Raw genomic sequence first — 12,047 nt, forward strand, 5'->3', positions numbered from 1 at the left:
AGGGTCTGATTCGCTTAGGGAATATGGCCTAGTCTTGGGGCTGGACCGGGCAACACGGAACCGCTGTCCGCCACCTGCCAAGGAGATGTACCGATGCTCTCGACCCTGGAGTTGCGCAACATTATAGAAAGCAGTTTTTTACCCACCCGCTGCCAATGCACCCTGGCTGCCGACCGCTCGCTGACCGTGCGGGTGTTCGACCGCAGCTGCGAGCGGGTCGACTTGCTGGTGACCGGCATCAGTGCCGAGCAACTGACCAGCAGCCGGGCGATTTCCAACCTGATCGTCGGCCTGCGCAATGACCTTGAAGACCAGCGCAGTCAACGCTTGCAACGGCGTCGCGACAGCCTTTAATCGCGGTAGAACACCTGCACCAGGTGATAGCCGAACTTGCTCTTGATCGGGCCGTGCACGGTGCGCAGTGGCTTTTTGAAAATCACCTGGTCGATGGCGCCGACCATCTGCCCCGGGCGCACTTCGCCCAGGTCGCCACCGCGCTTGCCGGACGGGCAGGTGGAGTACTTCTTGGCCAGCACATCGAACGCCTCGCCCTTGGCGATTCGTTGCTTGAGCTGTTCGGCCTCTTCAGCGGTCTTGACCAGAATGTGCCGGGCCTGTGCTTTCATCTGAACCTACCTTCGCAACGGGTAAAAACCGCGCATTATGCCTGATCGCGCAGCGCTTGGCGGTCGCGAAATTGCTCAAGGGCGTCGGTGCCGGCGAAAGGCACCTGTGGGAGCGGGCTCGACCCGCGATCGAGCGCGCAGCGGTCGCAACTCAGGCGACACCTGGTGTGTTGAATGTACTGGCCTCATCGCGGGCCCGCTCCCACAGGGCTGTTGTTCAAGCAGCAGCGCTTTATTCCACTGTAGCTTTTTTCACTTTGTTCGAAGCCGACCACACGCGGTAGCGCACTTCGACACCTTCAGGCGCATACACCACCACCGGCAGCTTGCTGTTGTAGCGCAGCATGAAACCGTCGCCAACCACCGGCACGAACGCCTGTTTCTTCTTGCCGTCCGGGCAGGCCATCAGGGTCGAGGCCGGGCCCGAGACTTTTTCCAGGCGGTAGTAGTTGTAGCCCCAGCCTTGCAGGGTTTGTTCTTCGAGGTTGCCGCCCAGGTGCTGGCGGTTGCAGTCGACTTCCAGCTGTTTGCCAGCCAGCACTTCGAGTTTGAAGGCCGACTCGTCAGCCTGTTTTGGCAGGTGGATCACCTGGCGGGTATAGCCTTTTTCGGCCTCGGGGTAGGGCGCTACATCCTTGAGGCTGGCAGCTTGTACCGAAGTAGCGGCCGCCAGGGTCAGGGTGAACAACGCGGTGAGGGAGCGTGGGCGCATAAGGCCTCCTTGCAGATAAAAAAACACGATGCCGCAGCCAGGGTCCAAGGCTGCCCGTCATTGGGCCAGCCAGCCGCCATCGATGTTCCAGGCAGCGCCACGAACCTGACTGCCAGCCTCGCTACAGAGGAACAATACCAGCTCACCCAGGTGTTCGGGAGTGACAAAGGCCAACGACGGCTGCTTCTCGGCCAGCAAGTCGTGCCGGGCCTGCTGCGGATCGATTCCGCTGGCGGCGCGATCATCGATCTGTTTCTGCACCAGCGGGGTCAGTACCCAGCCGGGGCAAATGGCGTTGCAGGTGATGTTGCTGGTGGCGGTTTCCAGCCCGACCACCTTGGTCAGGCCGACCACCCCGTGCTTGGCGGCGACATAAGCGGCCTTGCCGGTGGAGCCGACCTGGCCGTGCACCGAGGCGATGTTGACGATCCGTCCCCAGTTGCGCGCACGCATGCCCGGCAGCACCAGGCGGGTGCCATGGAACACCGCCGAGAGGTTGACGGCGATGATCGAATCCCAGCGTTCCACCGGGAATTCCTCGACCGCCGCCACATGCTGGATGCCGGCATTGTTGACGAGGATATCGACGCCGCCGAACTCGCGTTCCGCGTAGGCGAACAGGTCTTCGATCTGCGCCACATCGCTAAGGTCGGCCGGGTGATGGCCGACCCGGGTGCCGTGGCGGGCGACTTCGGCAATCGCCGCGCGGGCATCGCCAAAGCCATTGAGGATCAAATTGGCCCCGGCCTTGGCCAGTACCTGGGCAATGCCCAGGCCGATGCCGCTGGTGGAACCGGTGACGACTGCTGTCTTGCCATTGAGACTCATGAGGTGCTCCTTAGACGATACCGGTGGCATAGAACGTAGCAATCACCACGAACACTGCCAGGGTCTTGATCAGGGTAATGCCGAAAATATCCTTGTAGGCCTCGCGGTGGGTCAGGCCGGTGACCGCCAGCAGGGTAATTACCGCGCCGTTGTGCGGCAGGGTGTCCATGCCGCCGCTGGCCATGGCCGCGACCCGGTGAAGCACTTCAAGGGGGATGTTGGCGGCATTGGCGGCGGCGATGAAGCTGTCGGACATCGCCGCCAGGGCGATGCTCATACCACCGGACGCGGAGCCGGTGATACCGGCCAGCAAGGTCACGGTAATCGCTTCATTGACCAGCGGATTGGGGATCGCCTTGAGCGCGTCGGCCAGCACCAGAAAGCCCGGCAGCGAGGCAATCACCGCACCAAAGCCATATTCGGACGCGGTGTTCATCGCCGCCAGCAAGGCGCCGCTGACCGCGCTTTTGCTGCCCTCGGCCAGGCGGCTCTTGATCGCGCCAAAGCCTGCCACCAGCACCAGCAGGATGCCCAGCAGCAAGGCCGCTTCCACCGCCCAGATCGCCGTGAGTTTGGCGATGTCGGTTTGCACCGGCGCGCTCATGCCCGCCAGGCTCAAGGTGTGGGTCTTGCCGTACCAGGCCGGAATCCAGTGGGTGAACAGCAGGTTCATCACCCCTACCAGCAGCAGTGGCGACAGTGCCAGCAGCGGGTTGGGCAGCTTGAGGTCGGCGGCGGTTTCCGGCTCGTTGCGCAGCTCGCTGCCGTAGCCTTCACCGGCGCGCTGGGCCTTGTTGCGCTGGCGCTGCAGGTAAAGCATGCCGGTGCAGAACACGAACAGCGTACCGATCAGGCCCAGCCAGGGCGCGGCCCAGGCGGTGGTGTTGAAGAAGGTACTGGGGATGATGTTCTGGATCTGCGGGGTGCCGGGCAGCGCATCCATGGTGAACGAAAACGCGCCCAGGGCAATGGTTGCCGGGATCAGGCGCTTGGGGATGTTGCTCTGGCGGAACATCTCGGCGGCAAACGGGTACACCGCAAACACCACCACAAACAGCGACACGCCGCCGTAGGTGAGCAGGGCGCAGACCAGCACGATCACCAGCATGGCCTGGCGGGTGCCAAGCAGGCGGATGGCGGCGGCGACGATCGAGCGCGAAAAACCCGACAGCTCGATCAGCTTGCCGAACACCGCACCGAGCAAGAACACCGGAAAGTACAGCTTGATAAAGCCGACCATTTTCTCCATGAACACCCCGGTAAAGGCCGGGGCGACTGCCGAAGGGTCGGTCAACAGCACCGCGCCGAGGGCGGCGATGGGGGCGAAGAGGATAACGCTATAACCACGGTAGGCAGCCAGCATCAGCAGCGCCAGGGCTGCCAGGGCGATGATCACACTCATCGAGTGTCTCCTTGGGTGCATCTTGTTTTTGTTGGTCAGGAGGCGAAAGCGGGAATCGTGCCAACTCTTTAAGCTGTTGATTTATATAGATATAGTTTGTTTTTTTGAGATGAAAGTCTCTGAATTGAGATTGAGCGGTTCGCGGGGCAAGCCCGCTCCTGCCGTCGGACATCTTCCCGGTGGGAGCGGGCTTGCCCCGCGATAACAATCTCAAAAAAGAAACACATATCTCTTTATTGAGACTTGATCCCCAGCGCCACCAGTTTCTTGTACAGCGTCGAGCGCCCCAACCCCAGCTGCCGCGCCGCTTGCGGTACATTCCCGGCACAGCGCGCCAGGGTGTTTTCGAGTAACTGCCGCTCAAAATCGGCACACGCCTGTTTATAGCTCAACGTGGCGGCTTCAACCGGCAGCGGCGCCAGGTCACCCAGCGCCGCCTGAACATCGCCCAGCCCCAGGCGCGCTTGATCGGCCAGCAAGGTCGCCCGTTCCAGCACATTGCGCAGCTCGCGGATATTGCCCGGCCAGGCATGCCGGGCCAGCAGCGCCTGGGCCTCATCGTCCAGCTCGTGCTGGCTGCCCAGCTCTTCAAGAATCGCCTCGCTCAACGCTGGCAAATCCTCCAGGCGTTCACGCAGCGGCGGCACCTGGATCGGCAGCACGTTCAAGCGGTAGTACAGGTCGGCACGAAACTCGCCACGGGCCATGGCCGCCTGCAGGTCGGTGGAGGTGGCGGCAATGATCCGCACATCGCTGTGGATCATCTGGTTGGAGCCGACCGGCTCGTATTCCTTCTCTTGCAAGACGCGCAGCAGCTTGCTTTGCAGCGGCAAGGGCATGTCACCGATTTCATCGAGAAACAGCGTGCCACCCTCGGCAATCTGCAGTTTGCCCGGGCGGCCCTTGCGCTCGGCGCCGGTAAAGGCGCCCGGGGCGGTGCCGAAGAACTCGGCTTCGAGCAGCGTCTCCGGGATTGCTGCGCTGTTGATGCTGACAAAGGCCTTGTGCGCCCGCGGCGAAGCGGCATGAATGGCATGGGCCAGCAGCTCCTTGCCGGTGCCGGTTTCGCCCAGCAGCAACACCGGTGAGTCACTGCTGGCGCCACGCCGGGCGCGGCGCTTGACTTCAAGGCTGGCGGCGCTGGTGCCGATGAACTGAGCGAAGCTGTACTTGGCCTGGCGGGCGCGCAGCAACGAACGGGTCGAGGCCAGTTCCTGCTGCATGCTGGCGTAGCGCTTGAGCAGCGGCGAGAGGCTGCGCAGCTCGTCGAACAGGGCAAAACCGATAGCGCCGATCAGCGTGCCGGCGGCGTCGTGCACCGGCAGGCGCATGACCACCAGCGGCTCCTTGGGGGTGTCGAGCATGTCCAGCAGGATCGGCCGGCCATTGCTCAGCACCTCGCGCATCAGGCTGCCGGGGATGACACTCTCGCACGGCTGGCCGATGGCGCTGCTGGCGTCTTCAAGGCCAAAGCGCCGGGCATAGCGCTGGTTCATCCAGACAATGCGCGCATCGCGGTCGACGATGATCGTGCCTTCGCTGGACTGCTCGATGATCTCGAACAGCGAACGAATCGCCAGCAGGCGCACCTGCTGATAGTCCTTGAGGCTGTCACTGTCCTGCATGGGCCGCTCCGCCGGGGTAAAGGCTGCGATTATGCCCGTGGATCGAAGGCTTCGCGCAAGGCATCGCCAATGAACACCAACAGCGACAATATCAATGCCAGGGCAAAGAACGCGGTAAAGCCCAGCCACGGTGCCTGCAAATGCTGCTTGCCCTGGGTCACCAGCTCGCCCAGCGAAGCGCTGCCGGCGGGCATGCCGAAGCCGAGAAAATCCAGGGCGGTGAGGGTGGTGATGGCGCCGGTGAGAATAAACGGCAGGTAGGTCAGGGTGGCGTTCATGGCGTTGGGCAAAATGTGCCGCAGGATCACCCAACGGTCAGGCAGGCCCAGGGCACGGGCGGCCAGCACGTATTCGAGGTTGCGTCCACGCAGGAACTCGGCGCGCACCACGTCCACCAGCGCCAGCCAGGAAAACAGCGCCATGATCCCCAGCAACCACCAGAAGTTCGGCTCGACAAAACCGCTGAGGATGATCAGCAGGTACAACACCGGCAGGCCCGACCAGACCTCCAGCAGACGCTGGCCGATCAGGTCGACCCAACCACCGTGGTAGCCCTGCAAGGCGCCGGCGGCGATGCCGATCAGGGTGCTGATCAGGGTCAGCGCCAGGGCAAACAGAATCGACACCCGAGTGCCATACAGCACCCGCGCCAATACATCACGGGCCTGGTCGTCGGTGCCCAGCCAGTTGACCGCCGACGGCGGGCTGGGGGCGGGCACCAGCAAATCGTAGTTCGGGGTGTCGGCGCTGAACGGCACCGGTGCAAACAGCATCCAGCCGCCCTGGCCCTCGATCAGCTGGCGTACGTACTGGCTGCGGTAGTCCGGCTGGAATGGCAACTGGCCGCCAAACTGCTGCTCGCTGTAACGTTTGAATGCCGGGTAATACAACTGGCCCTGGTAGCTCAACAGCAATGGCTTGTCGTTGGCCACCAGCTCCGCGCCCAGGCTCACCAGCAGCAACAAGGCAAACAGCCACAGCGAAATCCAGCCACGGCGGTTGCGCCGAAAGCGCTGCAGGCGCCTGCGCGATACCGGCGACAGGCTGAACATCAGTGGGCCCTCGTGGCAAAGTCGATGCGCGGGTCGACCAGGGTGTAGCACAGGTCGCCGATCAGGCGCACCAGCAGGCCGAACAGGGTAAAGATGAACAGCGAGCCGAACACCACCGGATAATCCCGCGCCACCGCCGCCTCGTAGCTCATGCGCCCCAGGCCGTCGAGGGAGAAGATCACCTCGATCAGCAGGGAACCTGCAAAGAACACGCTGATCAACGCCTGGGGAATGCCGGCCACCACCAGCAGGATGGCATTGCGAAACACATGCCCGTAGAGCACCCGTTGCTCGCTCAGGCCCTTGGCCCGGGCGGTGATCACGTACTGGCGGGTGATCTCGTTGAGAAAGGCATTCTTGGTCAGCAGGGTCAGGGTGGCAAAGCCGCCAATTACCAGCGCGCCCACCGGCAGCACCAGGTGCCAGAAGTAATCGGCGATCTTGCCCAGCAGGCTGAGCTGGTCGAAGTCTTCCGAGACCAGCCCGCGCACCGGAAACCAGTTCAGCGAGGTGCCGCCGGCAAACAGCACGATCAGCAGCAGGGCGAACAGGAACGAGGGCAGGGCGTAGCCAATGACGATCAGGCTGCTGCTCCAGGCATCGAACGCGGTGCCGTGGCGCACCGCCTTGCGGATCCCCAACGGGATCGACACCAGGTAGGTGATCAGCGTGGCCCAGAAGCCCAGCGACAGGGTCACTGGCATTTTCTCGAGGATCAGGTCGGTGACCTTGGCGCCGCGAAAAAAGCTCGAACCGAAGTCCAGCCGGGCATACTGGCTGAGCATCAGCCACAGGCGCTCGGGCGCCGACTTGTCGAAACCGTACTGGCGCTTGATGTCTTCCAGCAGCTTGGGGTCCAGGCCACGGCTGGCCCTGGAGCTTGCGTGCAGGGTTTCGCTGCTGGCCCCCGGCGCACCGCCGCCGATCCCCTGCAGGCGCGCTACCGCTTGTTCCACCGGGCCGCCGGGGGCAGCCTGGACGATGACGAAATTGACCAGCAGGATAATCAGCAAGGTCGGGACGATCAGCAGCAGGCGGCGCAGGATGTAGCCGATCATGGCCGGCTCCCCAGGCGCTCGGCCATCTGCGCGTTGGTCAGCGGTGTCGGGCTGACTTGCCACCAGCTGTCCAGGCCTTCGTCGTTGCTCGGCTGCACCTTGGGCAGGCCGAAGCGGTTCCACCACACGGTAGATGAGCCGGGTGGGTAATAGTTGGGAATCCAGTAGTAGTTCCAGCTCAGCACACGGTCCAGGGCATGGGCATGGCGCAGCATGTCGGCCTTGGTTTCGGCCTTGACCAGGCCGTCGAGCAAGCGGTCCACGGCCGGGTCCTGGAGCACCATGTAGTTGTTCGAGCCGGGGTCGCTGGCCGCCGCCGAGCCAAAATAGTTGTACAGCTCAAGCCCCGGCGACGGCGACACCGGGTAGCCGGTGACGATCAGGTCGTAGTCGCGGGCCATCAGCCGGTTGACGTATTGCGAGGCGTCGATGCGGCGGATCTGCAGGGTGATGCCGATCTGCGCCAGGTTGCGCTTCCACGGCAGCAGCAAGCGTTCGAAACCGGCCTGGCCGTTGAGGAAGGTAAAGCTCAGCGGTTCACCCTGGGCATTGACCAGTTGATCACCGCGCGGCTGCCAGCCTGCCGCTTCGAGCAGTTCGAGGGCTTGTAGCTGCTGGTCACGGATCAGCCCCGAGCCGTCGCTGCGCGGCGCTTCGAACACCTGGCTGAAGACCTCGTCGGGTACCTGCCCGCGCAACGGTTCCAGCAGTTTGAGCTCCTGGGCGTCGGGCAGATTGCGCGCGGCCAGTTCGGTATTGGCGAAAAAGCTCTGCTGGCGAATGTACAGGTTGCGCATCATCTGCCGGTTGCTCCACTCGAAGTCCCACAGCAGGCCCAGCGCCTGGCGCACCCGGCGGTCCTTGAACACCGGGCGTTGCAGGTTGAAGACAAAGCCCTGGGCGGTTTGCGGGGCGTCCTTGGCCAGGTGCGCGCGCTGCAAGCGGCCATCGTCCAGCGCCGGGCTGGCGTAACCGAGGGTATAGGCGGTGGCCGAGAACTCGCGGTTGTAGTCGAAGCCGCCGCCGCGCAGCACCTGGCGCGCCACTTCGGTGTCGCCAAAGTACTCGATGCGCACCTGGTCGAAGTTGTAACGGCCACGGTTGACCGGCAGGTCGCGCCCCCACCAGCTCTTGTTACGCTCGAAGGTGATACTGCGACCGTTGTCGACCCGCCCGACGCTGTACGGGCCGCTGCCCAGCGGCGCCTCGAAGCCTGCGCCATTGGCGAAATCGCGGTCTTTCCACCAGTGTTCGGGCAGCACCGGCAGGGTCGCCAGGTCCAGAGGCAAGGTGCGGTTCTGGTTGTTCTTGAAGTAAAAGATGATCTGCCGCGGGTTCTCGACCTTTACCTCAGAGACATCGGCGAACTGGGTGCGGTACTTGAGACTACCGGCGCGCATCAAAAGCGCGAAGGTGTAGCGCACATCCTCGGCGCGGATCGGCTGGCCATCGGCAAAGCGCGCACGCGGGTCAAGATAGAAGCGCAGCCACAGCCCCTGCGGATCGCGCTCAAGCTTTTGCGCCACCAGCCCGTACACGGTGTAGGGTTCATCCTGGGAGCGCACCGCCAGCGGCGAATACAGCCAGCCATCGACCTCGGCAACGCCGATGCCCTTGTCGATGTAGGGAATGATGTGGTCGAACTGGCCGAGTTCGATGGCCGAGCGGCGCAGGCTGCCGCCTTTGGGCGCATCGGGGTTGGCGTAGCGCAAGTGCTGGAAGCTGGACGGATAGCGCGGTGCTTCGCCGTATACCGTCAGGGCGTGGACCGGCGCTGGCGTGGCAGCGCATGACCAGGCAAGGGCCAGGCCGAAGACGAACAACAAGAAGGGGAAGGGAGCAATTCGCAAGCGCCTGACCACCTGAACCACGACTGTGGCTGAAGCTTAGCAGGTCACTTGCGCGAGCAAACCGGCCCTGGAGGCCGGTTTGCAGAGTAGTGATCAGTCCTGACGGCTGGTCACTTCCAGCAGGTGATAACCGAACTGGGTCTTCACCGGGCCTTGCACGGTGTTGACCGGCGCGCTGAACACCACGGTGTCGAACTCCTTGACCATCTGGCCCGGGCCGAACGAGCCCAGGTCGCCGCCCTGGCGGCTCGATGGGCAGGTGGAGTTGGCTTTGGCGACTTCGGCGAAATCGGCGCCGGCTTCGATCTGGGCTTTGAGTTCGTTGCACTTGTCTTCGGTGGCAACCAGGATGTGACGGGCAGTGGCTTTGGCCATGGGAGTGGCTCCTTGGGGTAAAACGCAAAGCCTAACGTAAATGCGGGTTGGCTGATAGTTGTCGCGGGGCAAGTGGGAGCTGCGCTGCGCGCCCGGCTTGCCCCGTGATACGGCTCACAAGCGTGCAGCCGCCTCACGCAGCAAGCGTTCGGTCGAATCCCAGCCCAGGCAGCCATCGGTAATTGACACGCCGTATTTCAGCGGTTGCGTGCCCAGTGTCTGGCAACCGTCGAACAGGTGGCCCTCGATCATCATGCCGATCAGCGAGGTATCGCCCTGCAGGCGCTGCTCGAGCACCTCGTTGAACACCGCCGGCTGGCGCAGGGGGTCCTTGGCGCTGTTGGCGTGGCTGCAATCGACCATGATCCGTGCCGCGACGCCGGCTTTGGCCAGGCCCTGGCGGGCCAGGGCGATGCTCTGGCGGTCGTAGTTCGGGCCCTTGCTGCCGCCGCGCAGCACCAGGTGGGTGTCGGCGTTGCCCAGGGTCTCGACAATCGCCGGATAGCCTTGCACGTCCATGCCGAAATGCCGGTGGCCGTGGGCGGCGCTGCGGATCGCGTCGCAGGCAATGCCAACACCGCCGTCGGTGCCGTTCTTGAAGCCTACCGGCAAACCCAGGCCGCTGACCATTTCGCGGTGAATCTGCGACTCGGTGGTGCGCGCGCCAATCGCCGCCCAGCTCAGCAGGTCATCGAAGTAGCCGGCCGCCATCGGTTGCAGCAGCTCGGTGGCCACCGGCAGGCCGCATTCGAGCATGGCCAGCATGAGCCCGCGCGACAGCGCGATGCCGCCGTGCATGTCGTCGCTGCCATCCAGGTGCGGATCGTAGGCCAGGCCTTTCCAGCCGACGGTGGTGCGCGGCTTTTCGACGTAGGCGCGCATCACCAGGAGCATCTTGTCGCTGACCTCAGAGGCCAGGCGGGCCAGGCGTTGGGCGTATTCGCGGGCCGAGCGCGGGTCGTGCAGCGAGCACGGGCCGACGATCAGCAGCAGGCGCTGGTCGTGGCCATCGAGGATGGCGCGCACGGCCTGGCGATGGGCTTCGACCTGGGCGGCGAGGGCGGGGGAAAGCGGCATTTGCTGCTTGAGCAACATCGGGCTCGGCAGGCGTTGGCTGACGGCGCTGTTGGCAGCGCTGGGTTCGGACAGTGGCAGAGCGAGGGTGGACGATTGCATGGTGTGAATTCCCTGGGCGGCTGGCGGGGTCTGGCCCGCGCGCTCGGCCCTATCGAGGTGTTCGACAGTTGGCCGGATTGGCGTCATGTGTTTGTGTGCCACCAACAAGTGACCGATCGGAGGCGGCAGGCTGGCCCGAACGGGATTGGCTAAATCGCCAGAAGCTGAAGCTTTGGTAACGGTAGGTGGCGTAGTTCATGTTCTGTTCCTCAATGTGATTCGTTGATTGCCGGGGCCTTGAAACGCAAAACCCCCGGTCGGGGGGCCGACCGGGGGTTGAGTATTCTCGTGTTCGGCGGCCCCTTGAAAGTGGGCGCCGGTGAGGGTATCAGCGGCGCCTGTGGCTAAACCAATACCCAAAATAAAACGCTGCCGGGGAGACAGTCGCGCACTCGGCAGCGGCCACGGGGCGCGACAGGCGACCAGTGCTGCAAGCGTGAGTGAGGGTGGTGTGCGACATGTGACTCTCCAGTTGATGTGCCCGAGCTTACTTCAGGCCTTGCCCAGGTTTCAATGGCTAATTTGCATGATTGTCATGGAGCGTGACTATCGCCGCAGGTAAGCGGTGAAGTCGATGTCGCCGGCACTGAGAATCGCCTGCACCCGGTTGTGCACGTTGAGCTTGCGCAAAATCGCCGAGACGTGAGCCTTGACCGTGGTTTCGGCGATGTCGAGGTTGTAGGCGATCTGCTTGTTCGATTCGCCCTTGGTCATGCGTTCGAGCACCAGCAACTGCTTGCGGGTCAGGGCTTGCAGCAGCTCGGGGGCAAAGCCCTGATGGTCACCCTGGTTGCGCCGGCTGCTGCTCTTTTGCGTGCGGATGATGTCCGGCGGCAAGTAGACGTTGCCGTTGAGGATCTGCTCGATGGCCTCGGTCATCTGCGAGCGTGGCGAGGATTTGGTGATAAAGCCGACGGCGCCATAGGTAATGGCCTGCAGCACCACCTGCTTGTCCTGTTCGGCCGAGACGATCACCACCGGAATGGTCGGCGCCTCGTTGCGCAGGTTGATCAAACCGCCCAGGCCATGCATGCCGGGCATGTTCAGGTCGAGCAGGATCAGGTCGAGGTCGTCATGATCGCCGGTGATCGCCAGGGCGCTGTCGAGGTCGGCGGTTTCCATCACCTCGCTGCCGGGAAAGCCGTCGCTGATGACATTGTGGATGGCCTCGCGAAACAACGGATGGTCGTCGGCGATCAAAATCTTGTACATGGCTTTGCACCTTATTGTTGTGGTTGTGCTGCACCCCTTCATTACAGGCCAGGTGCAACGCTTTGGGAATGCGACCATCGACAAGCAAAACAGTACCAAAGTAGTAGCCGGGCGCCCAGGCACGCGTTCTA

12 protein-coding genes are annotated in these 12,047 nt (G+C 63.4%); 1 reads left to right on the plus strand and 11 read right to left on the minus strand.

What is annotated here, in order from left to right; translation table 11 throughout:
• Nucleotides 1-93 precede the first annotated feature (93 nt).
• The gene (locus tag UB48_RS25435; RefSeq protein ID WP_045201943.1) at nucleotides 94-354 is read left to right on the plus strand and encodes a DUF1652 domain-containing protein; all 261 of its coding nucleotides are present in this window, start codon (nucleotides 94-96) and stop codon (nucleotides 352-354) included.
• Here UB48_RS25435 and UB48_RS25440 read toward each other — a convergent pair.
• The 11 genes from UB48_RS25440 to UB48_RS25490 all read right to left on the minus strand — a co-directional run bounded on the left by UB48_RS25440 (nucleotide 351) and on the right by UB48_RS25490 (nucleotide 11,916).
• Entirely contained in the window at nucleotides 351-626 is a 276-nt protein-coding gene (locus tag UB48_RS25440; protein WP_007932676.1) for a peptidylprolyl isomerase, read from the minus strand. The genes UB48_RS25435 and UB48_RS25440 overlap by 4 nt on opposite strands.
• A gap of 232 nt (nucleotides 627-858) precedes the next feature.
• Entirely contained in the window at nucleotides 859-1,338 is a 480-nt protein-coding gene (eco, locus tag UB48_RS25445; protein ID WP_045201947.1) for a serine protease inhibitor ecotin, read from the minus strand.
• A gap of 57 nt (nucleotides 1,339-1,395) precedes the next feature.
• Nucleotides 1,396-2,166 (minus strand): 3-hydroxybutyrate dehydrogenase, encoded by a 771-nt coding sequence (gene hbdH / locus UB48_RS25450; protein ID WP_045201949.1) that lies wholly within the window; start codon nucleotides 2,164-2,166, stop codon nucleotides 1,396-1,398.
• A 10-nt stretch (nucleotides 2,167-2,176) separates the two neighbouring features.
• Nucleotides 2,177-3,568 carry a GntP family permease gene (locus tag UB48_RS25455; RefSeq protein ID WP_045201951.1) on the minus strand — a complete coding sequence of 464 codons (1,392 nt, stop codon included), beginning with the start codon at nucleotides 3,566-3,568 and terminating at the stop codon, nucleotides 2,177-2,179.
• 233 nt (nucleotides 3,569-3,801) lie between these two features.
• Entirely contained in the window at nucleotides 3,802-5,193 is a 1,392-nt protein-coding gene (locus UB48_RS25460) for a sigma-54-dependent Fis family transcriptional regulator (protein ID WP_045201953.1), read from the minus strand.
• Between the two features lie 29 nt (nucleotides 5,194-5,222).
• Nucleotides 5,223-6,245, minus strand: coding sequence for an ABC transporter permease (locus UB48_RS25465; RefSeq protein ID WP_045201955.1), 1,023 nt, complete (start codon nucleotides 6,243-6,245; stop codon nucleotides 5,223-5,225).
• Nucleotides 6,245-7,303, minus strand: coding sequence for a microcin C ABC transporter permease YejB (locus UB48_RS25470; protein WP_045201957.1), 1,059 nt, complete (start codon nucleotides 7,301-7,303; stop codon nucleotides 6,245-6,247). Before UB48_RS25470 ends, UB48_RS25465 begins: the two co-directional genes overlap by 1 nt.
• The gene (locus UB48_RS25475) at nucleotides 7,300-9,153 is read right to left on the minus strand and encodes an extracellular solute-binding protein (protein WP_082075520.1); all 1,854 of its coding nucleotides are present in this window, start codon (nucleotides 9,151-9,153) and stop codon (nucleotides 7,300-7,302) included. The genes UB48_RS25470 and UB48_RS25475 overlap by 4 nt, the downstream gene beginning before the upstream one ends.
• A gap of 93 nt (nucleotides 9,154-9,246) precedes the next feature.
• Nucleotides 9,247-9,528, minus strand: a complete 282-nt coding sequence (locus UB48_RS25480; RefSeq protein ID WP_045201958.1) for a peptidylprolyl isomerase — start codon at nucleotides 9,526-9,528, stop codon at nucleotides 9,247-9,249.
• A gap of 114 nt (nucleotides 9,529-9,642) precedes the next feature.
• The gene (locus UB48_RS25485; RefSeq protein WP_045201959.1) at nucleotides 9,643-10,704 is read right to left on the minus strand and encodes a 3-deoxy-7-phosphoheptulonate synthase; all 1,062 of its coding nucleotides are present in this window, start codon (nucleotides 10,702-10,704) and stop codon (nucleotides 9,643-9,645) included.
• 546 nt (nucleotides 10,705-11,250) lie between these two features.
• Nucleotides 11,251-11,916, minus strand: a complete 666-nt coding sequence (locus UB48_RS25490) for a response regulator transcription factor (protein WP_045201960.1) — start codon at nucleotides 11,914-11,916, stop codon at nucleotides 11,251-11,253.
• Nucleotides 11,917-12,047 lie beyond the last annotated feature (131 nt).

The organism is Pseudomonas sp. 2(2015), from assembly GCF_000955865.1.
Classification (GTDB): domain Bacteria; phylum Pseudomonadota; class Gammaproteobacteria; order Pseudomonadales; family Pseudomonadaceae; genus Aquipseudomonas.

Excerpts from the sequence above, each read along its gene's own strand:
- hbdH (WP_045201949.1), bottom strand. The coding sequence starts at position 2,166 with ATGAGTCTCAATGGCAAGACAGCAGTCGTCACCGGTTCCACCAGCGGC.
- UB48_RS25465 (WP_045201955.1), bottom strand. The coding sequence starts at position 6,245 with ATGTTCAGCCTGTCGCCGGTATCGCGCAGGCGCCTGCAGCGCTTTCGG.
- UB48_RS25440 (WP_007932676.1), bottom strand. The coding sequence starts at position 626 with ATGAAAGCACAGGCCCGGCACATTCTGGTCAAGACCGCTGAAGAGGCC.
- UB48_RS25490 (WP_045201960.1), bottom strand. The coding sequence starts at position 11,916 with ATGTACAAGATTTTGATCGCCGACGACCATCCGTTGTTTCGCGAGGCC.
- UB48_RS25485 (WP_045201959.1), bottom strand. The coding sequence starts at position 10,704 with ATGCAATCGTCCACCCTCGCTCTGCCACTGTCCGAACCCAGCGCTGCC.
- UB48_RS25455 (WP_045201951.1), bottom strand. The coding sequence starts at position 3,568 with ATGAGTGTGATCATCGCCCTGGCAGCCCTGGCGCTGCTGATGCTGGCT.
- UB48_RS25480 (WP_045201958.1), bottom strand. The coding sequence starts at position 9,528 with ATGGCCAAAGCCACTGCCCGTCACATCCTGGTTGCCACCGAAGACAAG.
- UB48_RS25460 (WP_045201953.1), bottom strand. The coding sequence starts at position 5,193 with ATGCAGGACAGTGACAGCCTCAAGGACTATCAGCAGGTGCGCCTGCTG.
- UB48_RS25470 (WP_045201957.1), bottom strand. The coding sequence starts at position 7,303 with ATGATCGGCTACATCCTGCGCCGCCTGCTGCTGATCGTCCCGACCTTG.
- UB48_RS25435 (WP_045201943.1), top strand. The coding sequence starts at position 94 with ATGCTCTCGACCCTGGAGTTGCGCAACATTATAGAAAGCAGTTTTTTA.
- eco (WP_045201947.1), bottom strand. The coding sequence starts at position 1,338 with ATGCGCCCACGCTCCCTCACCGCGTTGTTCACCCTGACCCTGGCGGCC.